The organism is Paenirhizobium daejeonense (genome assembly GCF_014280875.1).
GTDB lineage: Bacteria > Pseudomonadota > Alphaproteobacteria > Rhizobiales > Rhizobiaceae > Allorhizobium > Allorhizobium daejeonense.
This window is the reverse complement of sequence record NZ_JACLAL010000007.1, coordinates 200,398-220,713: the sequence shown is the minus strand read 5'-3', so window position 1 is coordinate 220,713 and position 20,316 is coordinate 200,398. Positions and strand designations below refer to the sequence as shown.

Annotated in this window: 17 protein-coding genes; 4 read left to right on the top strand and 13 right to left on the bottom strand. The window is 56.1% G+C overall.

Annotation, left to right across the window (positions count from 1 at the left end; translation table 11 throughout):
* Window positions 1-145: 145 nt before the first annotated feature.
* Window positions 146-925 carry an SDR family oxidoreductase gene (locus H4I99_RS18480; RefSeq protein WP_163898077.1) on the bottom strand — a complete coding sequence of 260 codons (780 nt, stop codon included), beginning with the start codon at window positions 923-925 and terminating at the stop codon, window positions 146-148.
* Between the two features lie 340 nt (window positions 926-1,265).
* Entirely contained in the window at window positions 1,266-3,356 is a 2,091-nt protein-coding gene (glgX, locus tag H4I99_RS18475) for a glycogen debranching protein GlgX (RefSeq protein ID WP_163898074.1), read from the bottom strand.
* A 214-nt stretch (window positions 3,357-3,570) separates the two neighbouring features.
* On the opposite strand from glgX, the gene H4I99_RS24825 reads away from it, so the two are divergent.
* Window positions 3,571-3,870 (top strand): DUF982 domain-containing protein, encoded by a 300-nt coding sequence (locus H4I99_RS24825; RefSeq protein WP_163898071.1) that lies wholly within the window; start codon window positions 3,571-3,573, stop codon window positions 3,868-3,870.
* Between the two features lie 256 nt (window positions 3,871-4,126).
* Here the strand turns inward: H4I99_RS24825 and H4I99_RS18465 are convergent, their stop codons facing one another.
* From H4I99_RS18465 to H4I99_RS18455, 3 genes are all read right to left on the bottom strand, one after another.
* Window positions 4,127-6,361, bottom strand: coding sequence for an ATP-binding protein (locus tag H4I99_RS18465; RefSeq protein WP_163898068.1), 2,235 nt, complete (start codon window positions 6,359-6,361; stop codon window positions 4,127-4,129).
* Window positions 6,358-6,765, bottom strand: a complete 408-nt coding sequence (locus H4I99_RS18460) for a putative pterin-binding protein (protein WP_244625164.1) — start codon at window positions 6,763-6,765, stop codon at window positions 6,358-6,360. The genes H4I99_RS18465 and H4I99_RS18460 overlap by 4 nt, the downstream gene beginning before the upstream one ends.
* Before the next feature lie 110 nt (window positions 6,766-6,875).
* Window positions 6,876-7,961, bottom strand: a complete 1,086-nt coding sequence (locus H4I99_RS18455) for an HD domain-containing phosphohydrolase (RefSeq protein WP_163898062.1) — start codon at window positions 7,959-7,961, stop codon at window positions 6,876-6,878.
* A 127-nt stretch (window positions 7,962-8,088) separates the two neighbouring features.
* Between H4I99_RS18455 and H4I99_RS18450 the strand changes: the two genes are divergently transcribed.
* Together H4I99_RS18450 and H4I99_RS18445 are read left to right on the top strand one after the other, a co-directional pair.
* Window positions 8,089-10,071 (top strand): methyl-accepting chemotaxis protein, encoded by a 1,983-nt coding sequence (locus tag H4I99_RS18450; RefSeq protein ID WP_246225533.1) that lies wholly within the window; start codon window positions 8,089-8,091, stop codon window positions 10,069-10,071.
* 96 nt (window positions 10,072-10,167) lie between these two features.
* The gene (locus tag H4I99_RS18445) at window positions 10,168-10,989 is read left to right on the top strand and encodes a helix-turn-helix transcriptional regulator (protein ID WP_244625163.1); all 822 of its coding nucleotides are present in this window, start codon (window positions 10,168-10,170) and stop codon (window positions 10,987-10,989) included.
* A 719-nt stretch (window positions 10,990-11,708) separates the two neighbouring features.
* On the opposite strand, the gene H4I99_RS18440 is transcribed toward H4I99_RS18445, so the two are convergent.
* From H4I99_RS18440 to H4I99_RS18410, 7 genes are all read right to left on the bottom strand, one after another.
* On the bottom strand, window positions 11,709-11,978 hold the full coding sequence (locus tag H4I99_RS18440; RefSeq protein ID WP_163898059.1) for a WGR domain-containing protein: 270 nt from the start codon (window positions 11,976-11,978) through the stop codon (window positions 11,709-11,711).
* Window positions 11,979-12,405: 427 nt separating this feature from the next.
* The gene (locus H4I99_RS18435) at window positions 12,406-13,206 is read right to left on the bottom strand and encodes a M55 family metallopeptidase (RefSeq protein ID WP_163898056.1); all 801 of its coding nucleotides are present in this window, start codon (window positions 13,204-13,206) and stop codon (window positions 12,406-12,408) included.
* Window positions 13,203-14,240 (bottom strand): DmpA family aminopeptidase, encoded by a 1,038-nt coding sequence (locus H4I99_RS18430; RefSeq protein WP_163898052.1) that lies wholly within the window; start codon window positions 14,238-14,240, stop codon window positions 13,203-13,205. The genes H4I99_RS18435 and H4I99_RS18430 overlap by 4 nt, the downstream gene beginning before the upstream one ends.
* Before the next feature lie 14 nt (window positions 14,241-14,254).
* Window positions 14,255-14,998 (bottom strand): amino acid ABC transporter ATP-binding protein, encoded by a 744-nt coding sequence (locus H4I99_RS18425; RefSeq protein ID WP_163898049.1) that lies wholly within the window; start codon window positions 14,996-14,998, stop codon window positions 14,255-14,257.
* A gap of 5 nt (window positions 14,999-15,003) precedes the next feature.
* On the bottom strand, window positions 15,004-16,119 hold the full coding sequence (locus H4I99_RS18420; protein ID WP_163898046.1) for an amino acid ABC transporter permease: 1,116 nt from the start codon (window positions 16,117-16,119) through the stop codon (window positions 15,004-15,006).
* Window positions 16,120-16,123: 4 nt separating this feature from the next.
* Window positions 16,124-16,969 (bottom strand): ABC transporter substrate-binding protein, encoded by an 846-nt coding sequence (locus H4I99_RS18415; RefSeq protein ID WP_163898043.1) that lies wholly within the window; start codon window positions 16,967-16,969, stop codon window positions 16,124-16,126.
* Between the two features lie 48 nt (window positions 16,970-17,017).
* On the bottom strand, window positions 17,018-17,881 hold the full coding sequence (locus H4I99_RS18410; protein WP_163898305.1) for a D-amino-acid transaminase: 864 nt from the start codon (window positions 17,879-17,881) through the stop codon (window positions 17,018-17,020).
* Between the two features lie 179 nt (window positions 17,882-18,060).
* Here H4I99_RS18410 and H4I99_RS18405 point away from each other — a divergent pair, with 179 nt between their 5' ends.
* A complete protein-coding gene (locus H4I99_RS18405; protein ID WP_163898040.1) occupies window positions 18,061-19,038 on the top strand; it encodes a LysR family transcriptional regulator in 978 nt (325 codons plus the stop codon).
* Between the two features lie 126 nt (window positions 19,039-19,164).
* On the opposite strand, the gene H4I99_RS18400 is transcribed toward H4I99_RS18405, so the two are convergent.
* On the bottom strand, window positions 19,165-20,232 hold the full coding sequence (locus H4I99_RS18400; protein WP_163898037.1) for a 4-oxalomesaconate tautomerase: 1,068 nt from the start codon (window positions 20,230-20,232) through the stop codon (window positions 19,165-19,167).
* Window positions 20,233-20,316: the final 84 nt, after the last annotated feature.

Genomic DNA, 20,316 nt, shown 5'->3' with positions numbered 1-20,316 from the left:
CACCCGCCGTCTGCAGATGGACGTCCAAGAGGGGCCGTCCGCCCCGGGGTTGGTGAAGGAGGCGGATACATCACATCCATTCCTCTCAGGGGCGATCATCGCCTCTTTCTCCATGCCCAAACTGCGTTTCGCCCCAAGAACGGGGCTATCGCAGTAGTCCTTGCCCCCCATCGACCCAGACAGGGGTACCCGTCACGTGGCGAGCTTTGTCGCCCGCGAGGAACGCGATCACCTCGGCGACATCCCTTGATCGGCCCGGTCTACCGCCGGTAATCGGCACCTGCCCCTCCGGCCAAACGACCGGTATTGCGGTCTTGTCCTCATCGCGAAGATCGGTATTGTCAGTAATGTTCGTGTCGATCTCGCCGGGACAGACCGCATTGATGCGGATCCTGTGCCTGGCCAATTCCAACGACAACTGCTGAACCATGGCCACTTGCGCCGCCTTGGTCGCTGAATAGGCGGTCGCACCCGGCGTCGTGAAGGTGCGTGTACCGTTTATCGAAGATACGACGACAATCGCCCCCCCTCCTCCGGCTTTCAGATGGGGTACTGCATGATGAATCGTAAGATATGTTCCCCGTAGATTGGTTTCGATGGTCTGATCCCATTCATGCGGCCGCAGATCTTCGATCGGTGCCCACGTACCATTGATGCCCGCATTGGCCACGACGACATCCAGTCGTCCGAACCGTTCAACGGCATGCATGACTGCAAGCCGCATTTCCTCGTCAATGGAGATATCCGCGACAATAGCATGGGCATGCCCGCCCTCCCTCGACAATTCTTCGGCCGTTGCCGAAATCTCTTGCCGGTTTCGCCCGACGACGGCAACCGCAAAGCCCTCCCGTGACAGCTGCCACGCGGCAGCCTTGCCTATACCCGATCCTGCTCCTGTCACCAGGGCCACCTTGCCAGCTTCCATATCTGCTCTCCCGTTAGGATGGACGGTTCAGGCAAGGGCAAACTCGCCCTCGATCGATCGAGTTTCGGTAACGGCAGAAATCTGCTTCCCAGTACAATTTCCCGCTGTCGGTACGTTGAAGGAAATCGTGCCCTTGCGCCTGATTTCCGAATGTCGCTTGAAGCGCAATGCCTCCACCGCAATGTGAACTTGGATAGGTGTCGTCTTCGCACGGTCGATCAGTATTGCCCCGCGCTTCTCGTCGGCTAAAAGCTCATAACGTGCTTCGTGAGCCAGGATACCCTCCCTGACATGTTATAAACTGCGGCATGGGCTTCGGGTTCCTCCCGGCGTCCGGATTTTAATCAGGCGACCGGAACAAGGTCAGGCTTCGCGCGTGAAGCTCGAATGTCGTCTCGGTTCGCACCAGATTGGGCACTTTTGGGAAGAGCGTATCCGTGGAAAAGGCCAGTTGCCAACGGTCTCCGCTGACCGGGGGAATGACGAAATCCACAGCCGCATCGCTGGGATTGAAGAGGATAAGCGCGTCCGACCAGAGACCGTTCTGCATATCGAGACCGGGCTGATGCAGGTGAACACCCAGCGTCATGCCAAAGCCCTCCTGCCAGTGCTCCGGCAATTGTTCGCCCCCACCAGCGTTTATCCAGGTAATAGCAGTGCCATCACGCCAATTATCACGGCGAAGCAGAGGCTGGGCCTTTCGCATGGCAATCAGTTCACTGACGATATGAGTCAGTTGTTTGCCCGAAGGCAGGATTTCCTCCCAGTGCAGCCAGCTTAATTCATTATCCTGACAGTACGCATTGTTGTTTCCCATTTGGCTGCGGCCGAATTCATCGCCCGCGGGAAACATCGGCGTACCGTGCGACAGTAGCAGAGTAGCCATGAAATTCAGCTTCTGGCGTTCGCGGGTGGTATTTATATCATTGTCGTCAGTCGGACCCTCGGCACCATAATTACAACTGCGATTATCGTTGTGACCGTCATTATTGTTTTCGCCATTCGCTTCATTGTGCTTGGCTTCATAGGAAACGAGGTCGTTAAGCGTGAAGCCGTCATGCGCTGCGATAAAATTCACGCTTGCCCAGACCCGCCGACCGCGCTGATCATAGAGGTCGCCGGAACCAAGTACGCGGGTCGCAAAGTCCGGGGCGGTGTGGGGCGTGTTTTTCCAGTAGTCGCGAAGAGTGTCTCGGTATTTGTCGTTCCATTCGGCCCAACCGGGAGGGAAACCACCGACCTGATAACCGCCGGGCCCGATATCCCAAGGCTCCCCGATAAGCTTCACACGTGACAGGACCGGGTCCTGTGTCATGGCATCGAAGAAGCCGCCCCGCTGATCGAAACCCTCCGGTTCCCGGCCCAGGATCGTCCCGAGATCGAAACGAAATCCATCGACATGAAAGCATTCAACCCAGTAGCGCAATGAATCCATCACCATCTGCAGCACGCGCGGATGAGAGGTATTCAGTGTGTTTCCAGTGCCGGTGTCATTGATGTAATATCTGGGCTCACCTGGGAGCGTGCGGTAGTAGGAAAAATTATCGATGCCGCGAAACGATAAAGTAGGCCCGAGTTCATTACCTTCTGCAGTATGATTGTAAACGACGTCCAGTATCACCTCGATATTGGCGTCGTGGAACGCTCGCACCATGTCCCGCAATCCATCGAGTCCACGCGGGCCGTAATAGCGCGAAGCCGGGGAGAAGAAACCCAGCGTATTGTAGCCCCAATAGTTCCGTAGACCCTTCTCCAGAAGATAGGATTCGTCCGGAAAGGCATGGATCGGAAGCAATTCCACGGAGGTAACCCCGAGGCTCTTGATGTAATCGACCGCCTTTTCATGGGCCAGTCCTTCGAATGTTCCACGAAGTTCCGGCGGAATCGCGGGGTTTAGTTGGGTGAACCCCTTCACATGGGTTTCATAAAAAATCGTATGGGACCATGATACGGTGGGATGCCTGTCTCCCGTCCAAGTCCATGCACCGGGATCGACCACACGGCACTTCGCCATGGCAGCAGCACTATCCAACCCATTGAAGCTGAGGTCCTTTTCCGGACTATCGATATCATAACCGAAATGAGCGGCAGACCACTCGATGTTGCCGACAATCTCTCTTGCATAGGGGTCGAGCAGGAGTTTGTTCGGGTTGAACCGATGACCGTTGGAAGGATCGTAGGGACCGTGCGCCCGGAATCCGTACAAAGCGTCCGGTTTAAGACCCGGCACATATCCGTGCCAGATTTCGTGGGTGAATTCAGGAAGGTCCAGCCGTTGGATCTCGTGTGCGCCCGTCTCATCGAAGAGACATAACTCAACGCGTTCGGCGTGGGCGGAAAAGAGCGCGAAGTTTACGCCCTCTCCATCAAAGTTGGCACCTAACACGCCCCAGTTGCCGGCAGTGATGTGTTTGTCAGTCGTGTTTACCATATCGCGTAAGGTCCCAGGAGTTGATCGCAACAGGAAAGGCGCCTTCGAGCAATTGGTTCCCGTTTGACAAAATGCGCTGGCAATTATCTCGCTTGCGGAGAAACCGGAAAGTTTCCTCAAGTCTGTGAAGACAGGAAGCGCGGCGCCTGATGCGATCCCTCGGGAACAATTGGTGACCTCTTCCGTTTGGACGCCAAGAGGAGAGGACAAGCCAATGCAAAATCCAAATGTCGTCTGGGCGTCGTGGGTAACGGTAAGAGTTCATTCTGACGACATACGTACATTCGCTTCGCCACGCGAAGCACTGGAAATCCTGCAAGGGGAATGGCCAGGTCCCGGCGGTCCCCATCACCGAAGCGCCATCAACGCATGCAGGGGTGCGCTCGATAAGACGACACCGCTGGCAATTGCCCGAGAAGCATTTCTCACGGCGTGCAGCGAGGCTGGCATGGCATGCGCGGTGCGAGCGGCAAGTCCCCTGCCATGCCGGATCCACCACAGCCCTCTCCTGTAGGAAAAACCTGCCAAGGAAGGTCGACCAGTGGCTGGCGTTCAGACTTTCACGGCAGAATTGAAATATCTTATCGCCAGGCGGGGAAACCCATATCGCATGGCAATACATCACCGCCGACAAGCCAATGCAGAATGGCTTCGCCGACAGTTTACGCTACAAGTAACTGAACAAGAGCCATTCCCGTGCTCGCTAGGCCCGCGCTGCTATTCCCGCATGGAAAGAGACAGAGCATCTAGCACCGGGCACTCCTTGACCTTCAGGCGGCTATCGCGATACGGCAATCCTCGACGGCTGAACGCAACGCCTCAAGGTCTTCCGGCTGGAATGCCCGCTCCCTCATTCTTTGCGCCATCATCGCAATAGGCTGCAGCCCCACGTTTCCGGCCGCTCCCTTGATGGTATGCAGGACCCGATCGATGGTTGCCGTCTCATGGAATGCTGTCATGCCCGTGAGCGTCGTCAGGGCGAAATTGGCATCCTGGAAAAACGCCTCCAGCAGTTCGGCGAAATCGTCCTCACCCAGAACGGCAACCAGCTCCGCACGCCGATCCTCGAAAGATGACAGATCCACGGACTCGGCTCCACGATTGACCGAAGGCGGCTCGGTCTTTTCAATCGTCACCTCATTTCCAGTATGGCGGCTCGGAGCAGCGCTGCGGATGATGCGTGTCAGTTTTTCCATGCTTACCGGTTTCGATTGAAATCCGTCCATCCCGGCGTCGATACATCTCGCGGTATCGTCGTCAGAGGCATTCGCAGTCATGGCAACAATCGGAGTACGCCTCGAACGGCCACCACCTTGGCGAATACGGGCTGTCGCTTCGATGCCGTCCATAACCGGCATCTGCATGTCCATGAGGATGAGATCGAACTCGCTATCGTCTGCCTTTTCGACGGCGACTGCACCATTTTCCGCCGTGTGAACCTCCTGCCCGAGGTGAGCAAGGAATTTCCCGGCAACCTGCATATTTATGACGTTGTCTTCGACCAGCAATATCTTCAGTCGTGGAAGTGGGCGCTGGTCTGGCGATGCGACCGGGGCAGACGAGACTGGAGGAGGAAGCGCTTCCTCAATCGGGATCTCGAACCAGAAAGTGCTCCCAAGGCCATAGACACTGTCCACCCCAATACGCCCGCCCAGGCGCTCGACAATTTCCTTGCAGATGGTCAAACCGAGTCCGGTTCCACCATATTTGCGGGCGATACTTGCATCGACCTGGGAAAAAGGGAGGAAGAGCTTTGCCCTGCCCGCTTCATCGATTCCGATCCCCGTATCTTGAACCTCGACCCTGAGAAGGGTGGATTGGACACCACGGATCTCGGTAATTGCAAGGGTTACGGTACCGTTAGCCGTAAACTTCACGGCATTGCTCACGAGATTGAGTATGACCTGCCGGAACCGCGTCGCATCGGTGCGAATGAAGGGAAATTCGAGCTCCGTGGGTAGGTCCAGAACGAGTTTGTTGCCACTATCCAGGGCCCTGCCTTGCATCATTTCTACCGCGCCCTCGACGGTAGCACGGATGTCAACGGAGCGCATTTCGAGCTCAAGCTTGCCGTATTCTATCTTGGAGTAGTCGAGAATTTCGTTGATGATATCGAGAAGCGCTTCGCCCGATCGGTGAATAGTCTTGAGATTTCTGACACTTTCAGGGTTCTCGGCAGAAAGCTCCATCAACTCCACCGTTCCAAGAATGGCGTTCAATGGGGTTCGGATTTCGTGGCTCATTGTCGCCATGAACTGGGATTTGACACGATTACCCGCCTCTGCCGCGCTGTAAGCGCTTTCGAGGTCACCTGCCATCCGTTCAAAACCCAGCCCGGCTCTACGTACGCTATCCAGTTGGCGCCGCAAGATCAGGATAAGAGCACCCACAATAAGGACGAGCAAACCGATGAGAACCAACGACTTGATTTCAAGTGCCTCCACGGCGTTGCGTTGTTCGGCGCGGTAAACGCTCAAGGTGTTGTTGGTGTATATAACCAACTGCTCTGTGTTTCGGATCAAATCTGCAAAGCGAGCATGCATGGACAGGAGCTTATCGCGAGATGCCGGCACACCATCGGCGATGTTATCGAAAAGTGGCGAACTTCCGAGGACAACGGCCTGAATTTCGGACAATTGTCTGGTCACAGCTTCATCGACAGTAAAGTAGCGTTCGAACTTTGCCTTGTTCAGCATGTCCATTCGCGAATAGAGAATATCATAGTGGACTGATAACCGCTTTTGCGATGCGATCCCAATGTCGCCGGTCGCAAGCATCATCGAGAGGTAGCTATGAAGGCCTCGCGCTTCCCGATCCAGTTGATACACAGACCACATTGCGTTTTCGCGGATACCAGTTTGCATCGCGGTGTAACGCTGTGAGATATCATAATAAATAAAACCGAGTATGATCAGGAGACCAACTGCAAGGGATTTCAGTATAGCGGTTGTCTTACCCGCCTTTCTGATGGCAGCGCGATCAGCTTCGGTGGACAAAGCGGTCAATGGACCTTGATCTCCCGAATCTGCCAAACAGAGCGCGAAAAGTACTTCTCGTTGTAGAGACTCGGATCCTTATCGAAGGGATAGATCAGGAAAAGAGGGCCTTTGTCTCGAACGGACATAGGTCGACCATCCATGGTCGTCGCGAGTATAGTGTCCAATCGCCGTGCATCCTCCATCGGAACATCGACAAAATAATCGTTCAAAGCCCTGACCGTAAGTGCGTCTCCCTCCGCGCCAGCCTCATCCAGGACAGCTCGCAATAGCGGGCCGGAGAATGTCACCTTGCCCTCAGTCCAGGGTGTTTCCATCGTGCCGGAGCGAGAGACGAGCTTGGTCAGCATATCTCTATCAAACTGGGCGGTAGCGCCCACATTCGCATGGGAGACATGACCGGAGATCGTCAAGATGACATCTCCGGCAGGGGCCTCCAGCGCGAAGGCGAGAGACGGAGAAATCGCGATGACAAGGGCTGTGACAAGGGAGCACTTGGTAAGCATATGACGATATCTTTCTGTTATGCGGCTTCAACCGCGGCATCTACGGAAACCTTACATTCTCCTTTCGGAGAACCATGTTCGATTTCGAGTTTGATATGCAGGATCGATGGCAGTGCTTTCTCAAAAGCCGCCACGCAAGCCGGATCAAAATGGGTACCGGCTCCCGCACGAATATGGTCGATAGCTTTCTCAATCGGCCATGCTTCCTTGTATGAGCGAGCCGTCGTGAGTGCATCGAAATTGTCGGCTATGGCGACGATCCTCCCGGAAAGGGGAATTTTCTCTCCCGCCTTCTTTGACGGATACCCCTCGCCATCCCATCGCTCGTGATGGGAGCAGGCGATCTCCGCGGCCAGTTGCAGAAGACTGCACTTGGACTCCTTGAGGATGTCTGATCCGGCGACGGTGTGGTGCTGCATTTCGACGAATTCGTGCTCGGTAAGCTTGCCCTTCTTCAGCAGAACCGCATCCGGGATGGCTACTTTTCCAACGTCGTGCATCGGCGCCGCCAGTTTTATATCGGCGCACTCCGTTTCGGAGAGACCATAGGCGTGCGCGATGGCAGCAGAATACGCACCGACGCGAACCGTATGGCGTGCAGTCTCGGAATCCTTGTAACTTGCGGCTACGGTGAGACGGTGAATGATCTCCTCCTCGCGCTCTCTGAGCTCGATCACGGCCTTGTCCACTTCGCGACGCAACCATGCGGTGTGATCGGCCAGTTTCGCCCTCGCATCGGCCAACGCGACAAGATTGCGCAGACGTGCCTTGAACTCGAGAGGGTCGATCGGCTTGGTGATGAAATCGATCGCGCCGGCATTGAGCGCGGTCATTCGGGTCGAGACGTCGGTATCGGCCGTAACGATGACAACCAACTTGTCCCGGTACTTCTCGAACCGCATCATTTCAGCCACGAACTCTGCGCCATTGTAGACGGGCATCTGAAAATCCACGATCGCGATATCGAAATCCAGGGCAGGCATCACTGCCAGCGCCTCCTGTGGAGAGGCAAAGCCAACTGGTTCACATCCCGCAAGCCTGGCGGAAAGCTTGGTCAAAACAAGAAGGCTTGTGTGATTATCATCGACAATCAGGATGCGCATTGAACCCCTATCTCAGTGCATTGCCGGACGCCGCGCCGGCGAAACCCACGCCTCATTTCAGGACGGCCTTATAATTAGGGTCGGCTCTCTAATTAATCGTGAATTTCGAATATAAGAAGCTAAAGATGTGCTTGTTTTTGCAAGGCCAAGCAAACAACGAAAGACTGAGCTGTTTTCGCCGACGCACTGGGGCGAAGAAGAAACATTAACGAATATTAAAACAAAGGACCCTAATTTTGGGAATGCAACACGCCAGCCTCATGAGGTTCTCATGCCCCACTTTACTATATCGCGTCTTCTTCTGTTATTCGGTCTGATCGTAACTTCCGGGCTGATGGCATCGGTTGGCGTTCAACAACACGCACTTTCCACATTGAAGGTTGGTGGCCCCGTGTATAGCCAGATAGAGAACGAAAAAGATCTTGTCGCCGATATCTTGCCTCCGCCGCTTTATCTTGTGCAGGCCTATGGCCTGGCAAACGAGGCGATGATTCATTCCGAACTGATGGAGACGAATGTCAGATCGATCAGAGATCTGAAGGATGAATACAGTCGTCGTCTTGCCTATTGGGGCACTGCTAATCTTCCCGCCGATCTGAGAAATACGCTTAACGAACAGGTGATAAGGACAGCCGAAGTGTTCTGGAAGACGGTTGAAACCGACTTTCTGCCCGCTGCCGAACGAAACGACAGCGCCACACTTCATACGGCCCTCGACCGAATGAAAGACGAGTTTCATTCTCATAACGCGGCCGTGGAAGTACTGGTCGCCGAATTGAATACCCGTTCCGCTGAAACAGAGGCCATAGCCGCGTCGGAAGACCGAAACATGGAAACGCTGGCGCTCAGTGCTGGGACTGTGTCCCTTCTCCTGTTCCTTGGCGGCCTTTGGATCCTGCGTAAGCGCGCAATTTCGCCATTGACAACGATTAGCCGATACATGAGCCACATGGCACGGGGAGATTATACCCGCGAAGTGCCCTTCAAGGACAGGACGGACGAAATCGGGGAAATGGCTGCCGCCGTCGAGGTCTTCCGGATGGCCGCTTTCGAGCGGCAGCAATTGCGATCCGAGATGGACAGGGCCAAACTTCTTTCCGAACAGGAAAAGGCTGTTCTCGACGGCATACGCGAACAGGAAGCCAGAGAATTGCAGATCGTCGTCGAGACCTTGGGAGCCGGTTTGGCAAGGCTCGCCGACTGCAACATAAGAATGACCATCGATGAGCCTTTCGCCGAGAGGTTTGAAGCCCTGCGCGATAATTTCAACAATTCGATCGCGACCTTCCAGGCAACGCTGGAGCAGGTACTGACGAAAACCGCTCATCTATTCGATAACTCCAACGCGATGCGCGAAGCCGCAGACAATCTGTCGAAACGTACAGAGCAACAGGCAGCGGCCCTCGAAGAGACAGCCGCATCGCTGGAACAGGTCACATCCACCGTGCGCTCGTCTGCTGACCGCACGACGGAAACCCGCGATCTTGCGCGCGAAGCCCGCGAATGTACCGTCACATCCGGAAGTGTCATGAGAAACGCGGTCGATGCAATGAGGCGGATCGAGACCGCGTCCTCTCAGATCAACCAGATCATCACGGTTATTGATGAAATCGCCTTCCAGACCAACCTTCTTGCGCTGAATGCCGGTGTCGAAGCAGCACGGGCGGGCGAGGCAGGAAAAGGGTTTGCGGTCGTAGCGACCGAAGTACGGGAACTCGCTCAGCGCTCAGCCAAAGCCGCGAAGGAGATCGGCGCCCTCATCGCACACTCCTCCCGCGAGGTTGCGGACGGGGTTAAGCTCGTCAGCGAAACGGGTACCGCCCTTGAGCGCATTGCCGGCTTCGTTTCTGAAATCAACAATAAGGTCGAAGCAGTCGCGACGGCCTCCCGCGAACAATCTGTCGGCTTGAACGAAATCAGCGCTGCGGTAAACGCCATCGACCAGATGACGCAGCAGAATGCAGCCATGGTCGAGGAAACCACCGCCATCAGTCATTCACTTGCTACGGAATCGGAAGCACTTACTGAACTGGTAAGCCGTTTCAAGCTTAACCGACGCTCGGAGATCCGCTCCGGCACCAATGGCAGAAACGTCCGCCGGGCAGCTTAACAGACTGTAATCGTTCTAACTATTTGTCCCGTTGACCTGCAAGGGTCGGCGGGACGGTTATTTTCAGATATCATTTCCGAAAGAGAGAATTCCTGCTTGTTTTCCAGCTTCGGGGAAGCCGGCTGCATATTTAACAAAATCTTCATATTTGAGTCCGATTTTTATCTTTTATCAATTTCATCAAGGCCTGTTATGAAACTCCGCGCTTTCTCGGCAACTTCATTGGAAGATCTGCCAGATCTGCAGTCGGTGCCGCAGCATCGCCGGTTGACGAAGAATCCATTGATTGAGCGTTTACGAATGGCGGTTCCACACGACTTCATCGCGATCAGTGGCCTGGACGTAGATGATTTCCGCTTCGGCCAACGTCTCTGCTTCGATACAAATCTGCCACCTGCGTTCATCGAGACCTACATTATCGAAGAGCTTGGCAGGATCGATCCCTTCCGGGATGCCGCCCTCAAAACTGAAGGTACGATCATCGAAAGCGAAGTGTATACGAGAAGCGCGCCGCCCCAGAGATTGGCGTATCTCGCCAGCAGTTTTGGAATCCACAACAGAACCTTGTTTCCCATCACAAGAAATGGCGTAACCTATGGCGCGATCACGCTGACAAGAACGGAACCGTTCGAGACGGACGAGATCGCTTTCATGGAAATGGTGGCCGATACAATACATGCCGCTGTCACAAAGCCTCTGAGGCAACGCTTCGTTGCCCAGCATATGAAACTCACGCCTGGCGAACTGATATGCCTTACCAACGCAAGCTTTGGCCTAACCAGCGACGAAATCGCAAAAACAACAGGATATCAACCGGATACGGTAAATAGCTACATCAAGAGCGCTATCAAAAAACTCGGAGCAGAGAACAGGAGCCATGCTATAGCGGAGGCAATCAGAAGAAGGCTAATTCGCTAAAAACCGCCCATCGCGGCAAGGAGGCAATGCCCCGGCCCTGCGAAGGGTTGCCATGGTGACCGAAAAAGCAGTCATCCGGCTTCTTGGCTGCATTTATAAACTCCACCGTTCTAAGCGGACGACGCGCGTTCGCTTCATTGCTTACTGCCGGAGATCCGGATAGGTAGGCGGGCGCTGGTGTTCACAAAATTCGGACCTTTGTCCTTTTCACTCGCTCGATCTACACCAGACCATCGTCGGTTTCAGTCAGACCGGAAAACCGTGCACATATTTGTGAAAGAACACGGGAAACAAAACCATGGCATGGAACGAATAGCAGAGGCCAAACCCGTAAAAAAGAGACCTCATGTCCATGATCAGCGGGCCACGGCAGGCGCTGCTGCGAGCCTCGCGGCGAGCGCGATGGGCACCGCCATCTATGCTTGACACGCCCGTACGACAGCCCGCTGTTCATGGCAAGTTGGTACATGACCGGCCCTTGTGACGCTGTGCGGTAGCCTCGTCGGGTGCTCGCTTTTGCGGTGGCGGCACCGATTTTAGGTCACTCTAATGCACCGTGATCGTCATAAGATACGTTTCGTGAGGAAAGGCGACTGCCTGCAGGGTCCCGTGGTGAAGAAACGCAGCGAGACCAGAGCGAGCTATCGAAACCACCACGGAAGCAAACGGCTTGGAGGCGACAAGACTTCGGCATTTTCCGCCCGACGTCCATGTTGGAACTAAGAGGTGGCCTTTGGCGGCACCAAGGGCCGCAGGCGATATCCTCGCGCCCGCTTTTGCCGAACAATATCAAGAAACAACTCTACTGCTTCCTCCTCCCTCTTGAAATGATGGACCAGCATCTGTCCCATTGTCCCGATACGTCCCCATCGACGCGTCAGGCAAGCGTCTCCGAACAGGTTCGGTTCGATCGACACTGAATAGAACCGAGCCATGTTTTTCGCCTGCTCGGTCCGTTCGATATAAAGCTGGTAACGCTGAGTGATCATGCCTCCATGATCTGATTTCCATCACTGCGCGTCCAACGACTGTTTTGAATCGGTTGGTTAGAAGCGATTCATTTCGGTGAAGTGAAAAGAGGGAGAACCGGTCGGCCGCACGGGTATCGGCAGGCCGATGATCGTACATCCCACCCGAAGATCGCTGCCCTTCAGCGCGAAATCGTGGAACTGAGAAACGTGCTGAGCCTTCAAATCAAGGAGAGATGCTCTCTCCCTGGCATTTTTGGGTTTCCGGCTTGGTCCAAAATATGCTCATCCGGGCAAATGAACAGGAAGGGCTAACAGCCGCCAATATCGCAAGTGAGGGTGCAAGCAGACCTCATCCTGCGCCGCCCAAAAGCGTTGCATGTCGCCTCCTCGAAGGGGCGCTAACCGAAATGGAAATTGCCCCGTCCCGCCTGGTTGAAACCTTCCGCTAAGCGGTAAGAAAGCGCAATGCTCTCTGGATTTCGAAGAAATCATCAGACTTGAACACAACCGTTCTGGAACCGCTCGCCTTGGCTCCCGGATACCATGCCGCCCGCCAGGCGTCTGTCGGGTTGGAGAATTCGATGACGATCTCGAACGGGCCTTCCAATGGCGGAACACGTTCCGGCGACATCGAGGACAAGGCTGCAGCCACTTCTTCCCGTATTGCGGAACAAGCGCGGCTTGGCGCAATTGAGAGGGAAGCCCGGCCGAAGCCTTCGATTGTTGAGACTGTGCGCAAACTCGGCACCATCTGGCGAGCGTCCTCGCATATCTCGGCATCGCCCGCCAAAAAAACGGAAGGAACACCGTAGCGCGCGGCGCAGAGAGCGTTGAATGTAAACTCGGAAGCCACTTCGCCGTTCAAAAGGAGACGCGATATTCGCAACGTGGTCGTATGGGCCAGCGGATTGGCTTCCGATCCGGCTTTCGCGTGATAACCCGTGTAAATAGCCGCAGCGAAATCCGGGCCGATGCCAAACATCATTCCATCCGGGTGCCCTGACCATCCGCGCATGATCCGCACGTAGTCCGGCAGGCGATCCAAAACAAGGTTCCGGCCGCTGTCATGGGCATCTTTGATAACGACTTCGGTTGCTCCGGCGGAACGGGCGCCCTCGCAGGCGGCAACGACTTCAGCCGTCATAAGGCTACGGAACTCCGCATAATCGGCGTGGGTTCGCTCCGCTTCGTCCCAGTGGGCGATCCCGGCGGTCCCCTCGATGTCGGCAGACAGAAAGATCTTCACAATGCGTTCTCCTCGGCCCAGTCCGCCAGCGACGGATAATGCTTTCCCGTTCGGCCGGTCTCCCCGGGTGCGGCACACAGGGCATTCAGGACAGCCTCCTGCGTTGCCTCGACGGCAGCTCGGAACGGCAGATCGATCAGATTTTCGTCAATGCACGTCATCGACTGAAAGGCCGGTGCATCGTGTGCGATCTGGTCCGCAGTGGTGAACCCCAAAACAATGTCTCCAGAGCCATGCCCCCAGAAGGCGCCAAGTCTCGCAAGTCCCGCTCCGGCGCGACGGGCGACCCGTTGCAGCTGGCGATCACCAAGGGGAAGATCCGTGGCCAGAACGACGATCACCGATCCCCTTTCCGAGTGGCTCACACTGCCCGGATCGGGGCGACGCCCATCAGGCAGGACAAGATCTCCGGCTCTTCCGAAATTTGCCAGAACCAATGCACCAAGCGTGAAATCCCTGTCGGCAATATGCATGCGTCGCGAGGCGCTGCCTATTCCGCCCTTGAAGCCGAAGGCCGTCATACCCCGACCCGCTCCGACAGACCCCTGTTCAACGCGACCGGAGGCGGCGGCGGCCAAGGCTGCAAACGCGTCCTCCGGCGACACAGCAAGCGCCTGAATATCGTTGATCGTACCGTCATTGCATTCGCAAACCACGGCATTAACCGTTGAAGTCTCGCGACCGATTGCGGGATTATCGGCAATGGCGCGACGGATCAGAGCCTCGGTGCATGCCGCGACACCGAATGTATTTGTAAGCAGGATCGGGGTTTCGATGGTTCCCAACTCCGCGATCTGCACAAGTCCCACGGATTTACCAAAGCCGTTGATCACCTCGACCGCGGCACGAACCTTCTGGCGAAAGAGATCGCCTGCATGCGGGATGACGGCCGTTACCCCGGTCGCCAGCCCGCCATCCGAAAGTGTCTGATGCCCTACCCTCACACCGGGCACGTCCGTAATCGCGTTGTGTTCGCCCGACGGGAGACTGTTCTTGCCCTCCGCCCACAAGCCCAGCTGGCGCGCTGTCGTCATGTGACTTCCTTCCGTTATAGCCGCCCGGCCTTTTTCAGGCTGCGCAGGAAAGCCTGCGTGCGCTCGCCCTTCGGGTTTCCGAAAATCTCGGCCGGAGGTCCTTGCTCGTAGACCTTTCCGGACTGAAGAAAGCAAATACGATTAGCCACCTCGCGGGCAAAGCCCATTTCATGGGTGGCCAGAAGCATCGTCATTCCTCTCTCCGCCAGATCCCGTACGATATCCAGCACTTCGGACACCAGCTCCGGGTCAAGGGCGGAGGTGATCTCGTCTAGAAGAAGTACCATGGGGTTCATCATCAGCGCCCTGACGATTGCAACCCGCTGCTGTTGCCCTCCCGACAGCCGGTCAGGATAGTCGCCGGACTTGTGTGCCAGACCAATCCGGTTGAGAAAAGCCATCGCCTTTTCCTCCGCTTCGCGCCGTGGCATCCCCAGCACCTTTGTCGGAGCCAGCATGGTGTTTTCGAGTACAGTCATATGCGGGAAAAGATTGTACCCCTGAAACACGATCCCGATATCGCGTCGCAGTCGATCCAGATCGACCCCCGGTCCCGTGATCCGGTCGCCATGGATGCGGATTTCCCCCGACGAGATCTCCTCGAGGCGGTTCACGCAGCGCAGTAGCGTTGACTTCCCGCAGCCGGAAGGGCCGATCAGGCAGATCACCTCATGTTCTTCGACACTCAGCGAAAGATCCGAGATGACCTCAAGTATCCCGTAGTGCTTGGTCACATGGTCGATTTCCAGAATAGCCATGAATTTCAGCCCCCTGCCCGCATACGGCGGCGATCGCGGTCGATGAGCTTATCGACGAGCCGTGCCTGTGGGATGGTGATAACGATAAAGAGGATGGCGACCGTCGTGACGGCGGAGAGATTGAAGTTGTTCGCTGCGATGATCTTCGATTGGTTGAAAGCATCGATCGTGCCGATGATCGCAACCAGCGCAGTGTCCTTCTGAAGGCTGATGCAATTGTTCATCAAAGGCGGAATGATGTTTCTGATCGCGAGGGGAACCACGACATAGCGCATGGTCTTGGCATGGCTAAGGCCCAGAGAGCGCGCTGCAGCGACCTGACTATGATGCACGCCCTCTATGCCTGCGCGATACACTTCAGACGTGTAGGCGCCGTAGGTGAGTGTCAGGGCGATGATCGCGTAGGATGTCGAGGAAAGGTCCGAGAGTATCGGCAAATCCGTCAACGGAAGGCCAAAGCCGATCAGATAGATCGTGATGATGGCCGGCAGGCCACGGAACAGATCCCCATAAGCAATTGCGAGAAAGCGAAGCGGACGACCTGCCTCTCCCGGCAGTGTGCGTGCTATGGCCACTAGCAGGGACCAGACCAATATCAGGACCGCCGAGACGGCAAATATGGTGACATTCGTGCCGAACGCCCATATCACCTTGCTGGCGGAGCTTCGAATAAGGGCAACATCGAAGAAAGTCCGACTGACGGCGGCTTCATTGACCGCCATGAACCAGGCTATCGCCGTGACTATCAAAAGAGCGCCTGTCCAGGAGAGAGCTTTCCAGGATCCAAGTGATGCTTCAGCTCCCAATGCGCGCGCGGCATGAAGGTCGATACTGCGCGAGGCCATGATCGATCGCAGGAAGGCCCGGCCTGCCATCAGCAGAACCAGCGCCGCCGCAACCGCGACAAGAACGCCTGGAATTGCGGCAACGATCCGGGAAACGCCCTGTGTTACCGCATAGCTTCCCAGATGCTGTGCCGAAACGGCAACTATGACGAAGGTTGCGATTGCTGCAAGGAGAGTTAACCCGGAACGGGTGCGGTGGGTCCGTGCGGCGCTCCGGGTACGCTGTGAAGCGTGCCCGGTTTCGCTTTTCGTCTCGGATACGAGAGACTCGGTCATTGGATTAGTTTTTCCAGACAGGCACACCATCGGGCGTCAAACCGCCCCAGGCAGGAGCGAGATATTCCGTCTCCAAGGCCTTCAACGTTCCGTCGGCAGCCATATCGGCGATGATCTTGTCGACGACGGGCTTTTCCGCGGATCCCTTCGGATAGATACCAGCAGTATCCCGCCCACTCGGATATTGGCCCACCACCTTGAGCTTGCCACCGGAATTGGAGACCTGACCGAGTACGACGGAAAGATCTGTCATCACGACATCGACATTGCCGGCAGCAAGCGCGGTGAACATTGCACCCGTATCGTCGAATACCGACAGCTTCGTGTCGGGCAAGGTGTCCTGCGCCCACTGGACCATGATCGTGCCAGCTTGGGTGCCGAGCTTTGCGGTCTTCACGCTCGCCTCATCGAGAACGGAATCTGCACGAGTTGCGAGGCCGAAGGCTCCATGGGCGTAGGGTGTCGAAAAATCGACCACTTTCTTGCGCGGTTCCGTAACCGAGATAAGCGCAAGCGCAATATCGAAATCCTTGTTCTGCCCCGCAACGATGGAATCGAACGATGCGTTTTTCAGTACGACTTTATCGATCCCAAGACGGTAGGCAATGTTCACTGCCATGCAGAATTCACGACCGCTCGTGATGCTCTCCGGCGTGTCGCCGTTGAATTCGCCAACGGCCGGCAGGTTGATGATGACGGTGAATTGGCCTGGAACGGCGGTCTCAGTTTTTTCCGTCCCCTGCTTTCCGAAAAGTTTGCAGTCGCCATAGCCCTCGTTCGCGAGCGTGGGTGCGCCAAATGCAGTAGCGGCCGCGAGTGCGACGCCCATGAATGTCAGTTTGTTTTTCATGCGTTCTTTCCTCTGTTGGTCTTGTTTCTGGTTTTTATTTGGGAGTTCTTAGTGAGATGTCGTTTCAAGCACTCCTGCTGCTTCCAGGTAATAGGACTGCAACAAACGTGTTAGCGGTCCCGGTTTTCCGTCGCCAATCACTGCATCACCTATCCGTACAACCGGAGTGACCAGACTGGATGCGGATGTCTGGAAGGCTTCGGCGGCGGTTTCGGCTTCTGTTTGCGTGAAGCTGCGCTCCTCGAAGGTCAGACCGTGGCGATCGCACAGCCTCAGAAGGGCCTGTCGCGTACATCCGGGCAGAATCATTCGGGAATTCCCGCGCGTCAGGATTCTGTTGTCATCGGTCACAATATAGGCCGTGGAAGAGGCCCCCTCGGTAATCTGCCCTTCCTGCGTCAGCCAGACGTCGCCAAATCCCGCAGCACGGGCATCCCGCTTTACCAGCACCTGACCGAGAAGCATGACCGTCTTGATATCGCGACGCGCCCAGCGCGGATCCGGAACGAGCGCGACGGCAATTCCTTCCTCCTGCGCTCTCGTGCCGAGAAGCTTCTTTGCCTGGGTGAAGCCGACCAGTGTTGGCTTCAGCCCATCAGGGTAAAGAAAGTCGCGATCAGCTTCCCCGCGCGTGGCCTGAAGATAGACCGTGCCCTCCGTCAGGCCATTGCGCGTGATCAGGGTTTGCTGCAGATTCTCTATTTCTTCGAAAGTGGCAGGCATAGGGATAGCCAATTCGGCCAAAGATCTCCGGAAACGGGCAAGATGCAGATCGTTGTCGATCAGCTTGCCGCGGATAACCGCAGTCACTTCATAAACACCATCCCCGAAAAGAAACCCGCGATCGAAGAGACTGACATGAGCCTGATCCTCCGGCACGAACTTGCCCGCGCAATAAACAATCCTGCTCATTTCCTGACTCCGGTCCTTCAATTCTTTCGTTATCAACGACTGTGGAGTGAGCAGGCGGACTTGACCAATTCGGTTTAGACACAAAATCATGCAAAAAATGCATAACTATGCTAAATCAAAAAGTTAAGAACGAATTCCGTCCTTAAAAACTCTAGCTCATGGCTTTGGAGCAATATGAAATGGAACTGAAATGGCTGGAGGATTTCGTGACGCTGGCGGACACCTCCAGTTTTTCACGATCGGCGGAGTTGCGAAATGTCACCCAACCGGCGTTCAGCCGACGAATCAAGCAACTGGAAGTCTGGCTGGGTGCGCCGCTGATCAATCGTGGAACGATGCCAGCAGAACTGACCCCGGCCGGCCGCAATTTTCTGCCGCTGGCGCGGGACACCATTCGAACACTTTATGCCGCACAGGAAGCTTTGCGACCGACCTCGGAAGCGGGCATGGCCCGATTTGCTGCGCTTCACACGCTGACCGTTACGTTTGTGCCGGAATGGCTGCAGCTCTTGGAAAAGGAAATGCCCGACATCCGTATCAGCCTCATCCCTGATCGGGGCGGTATAGAGGCAAATCTTGCGACGCTGGTCGATGGCGAAGCGGATTTCTTTTTGACCTACGCTCATCCCCGCGTGCCGTTTCATCTGGACCGGGAACGCTTCGACTATCTGCCGGTGGGCCGTGATAGACTGATTCCTGTCGCTGCTCCCCAGGTGAAGATGCAGCGCGAGCATTGGGTACCGGGAGCAGGCCTCCTCGACCGGGCCGTGAGCGAAGGGGGGCCCGTCCCTTATCTAAGCTACGGTTTCAGCTCGTTCTTCGGCGTCGCGCTCGGTCGTCTTTTTGCAGAGAGGCCCCAGTTTCTCCGGAGGCAGGTTCATGAAAATGCAATCAGCGCAGGCCTGAAGACCGTAGCATTGACGGGAGCGGGTTTATGTTGGCTGCCGGAGAGTCTCATTCAGGCAGAGTTGGATGCAGGTCTTTTCCTGAACGCTTCGGCCACGACAGACTGGACGATGGATCTGGAAATACGCCTCTATCGTCATCTGGGAAGCCAGAGCAAACTCGTGAAGAACTTCTGGAAAAGTGCCGAAGCACTTTTGCACACCGAGGCTGCCCCCTCGCCCGGTTCCAGACCATCGGCTCATAATGCATAAAACCAGATTCCGGCGACCACCAGTTTTAGTTTCTCAGACGCTGTTGGCATCTGATTGCCAATACCCGCAACTGTTTGATCTCGTTGAGAAGCGGCTCCAGTAGCCACTGCAGGGTGTGTGGATGATCTAGTCAACAGGCACCCTGCCATCGAAGAGCTTACGCGCTGTGCGCAGGAAAGAGCACTCTCCGAGTCCGCTCGGCGCGTCTTTGTCGAGACGCAGGAGAATTTCCAGGTTGCCGCTAGGATGTTCGACCGCGACCGTCTTGGTGTCACCTTCGGGGAGCGTTGCGAGCGCGGCAGCAGGGCTTTCGGGGAACATGCAGGCAGTCGCAACGCTAAGTGCACCAAAAACCCCTATGGACGCGTGCACACGATGCGGAATGAAGCTGCGCGTCATGATGGCACCACCCTCAATCGGCGGGGCAACCAGTGTCATCTTAGGCACCGACTTCTTTTTGACATCACCAAGATTCATCAGCGGCCCCGCCGCCAGCCGAATGCGTTCGATGCGCGCCTTGACAACCTCGTTCGCCTCCAGCTCCTCGCGGCTTTCATAGCCGGTCAGGTCGAAATCGGTAGCGCGCATCACCACGACGGGCATGCCGTTGTCGATCAAGGTGCAGGTCACGCCATCGATTTCCGTTGCGGCCGACCCCGTTGGCAGCAGGGCTCCGCAGCTTGAGCCGGCGGCATCCGTGAACGACAGATAGACTGGCGCCGCAGAACCCGGCACGCCGTCGATGCGCGCCTCGCCTCCATAGGCGGGCACACCATCCTTCGTACGGATACGCGCCACGGCGGATTGCGCTGTATTCTCCATGTAGATGCGGATGACGGTTTCGCCCTCGTCCGCCTGCACAAGACCACGCTCTACGGCAAAGGCGCCAACGCCGGCGAGAATGTTCCCACAGTTCTGACTGTCGCTTACGAGCGGCTGGTCGACGAAGACCTGAAGGAACAGAAAATCGACATCGAAGCCCGGCCTCTCCGATGCCCGCACTACAGCAACCTTACTGGTCAAGGGATCTCCGCCACCGATGCCATCGATCTGGCGGGGGTCGGGCGAACCCATGATGCGCAGAAGCAGCCGGTCGCGTTGAGCCGGATCCGAAGGCAGGTCGCCAGCGAGGAAATAGGCGCCCTTAGACGTCCCGCCTCTCATTATCATACAGGGGATGCCATCCAACGTCATATCCGTCACTCCTATCGGTAGAGAGTATGTCCGGCCGGAGCGAAAACGCTTCCACACCGGAGATTGCGATAAAGCAGGAACCGG

What these genes read in the sequence shown, in the direction of transcription:
- H4I99_RS18480 (WP_163898077.1), bottom strand. Translation starts at nt 925, where the DNA reads ATGGAAGCTGGCAAGGTGGCCCTGGTGACAGGAGCAGGATCGGGTATA.
- glgX (WP_163898074.1), bottom strand. Translation starts at nt 3,356, where the DNA reads ATGGTAAACACGACTGACAAACACATCACTGCCGGCAACTGGGGCGTG.
- H4I99_RS24825 (WP_163898071.1), top strand. Translation starts at nt 3,571, where the DNA reads ATGCAAAATCCAAATGTCGTCTGGGCGTCGTGGGTAACGGTAAGAGTT.
- H4I99_RS18455 (WP_163898062.1), bottom strand. Translation starts at nt 7,961, where the DNA reads ATGCGCATCCTGATTGTCGATGATAATCACACAAGCCTTCTTGTTTTG.
- H4I99_RS18440 (WP_163898059.1), bottom strand. Translation starts at nt 11,978, where the DNA reads ATGATCACTCAGCGTTACCAGCTTTATATCGAACGGACCGAGCAGGCG.
- H4I99_RS18430 (WP_163898052.1), bottom strand. Translation starts at nt 14,240, where the DNA reads ATGACGACAGCGCGCCAGCTGGGCTTGTGGGCGGAGGGCAAGAACAGT.
- H4I99_RS18425 (WP_163898049.1), bottom strand. Translation starts at nt 14,998, where the DNA reads ATGGCTATTCTGGAAATCGACCATGTGACCAAGCACTACGGGATACTT.
- H4I99_RS18420 (WP_163898046.1), bottom strand. Translation starts at nt 16,119, where the DNA reads ATGACCGAGTCTCTCGTATCCGAGACGAAAAGCGAAACCGGGCACGCT.
- H4I99_RS18415 (WP_163898043.1), bottom strand. Translation starts at nt 16,969, where the DNA reads ATGAAAAACAAACTGACATTCATGGGCGTCGCACTCGCGGCCGCTACT.
- H4I99_RS18410 (WP_163898305.1), bottom strand. Translation starts at nt 17,881, where the DNA reads ATGAGCAGGATTGTTTATTGCGCGGGCAAGTTCGTGCCGGAGGATCAG.
- H4I99_RS18405 (WP_163898040.1), top strand. Translation starts at nt 18,061, where the DNA reads ATGGAACTGAAATGGCTGGAGGATTTCGTGACGCTGGCGGACACCTCC.
- H4I99_RS18400 (WP_163898037.1), bottom strand. Translation starts at nt 20,232, where the DNA reads ATGACGTTGGATGGCATCCCCTGTATGATAATGAGAGGCGGGACGTCT.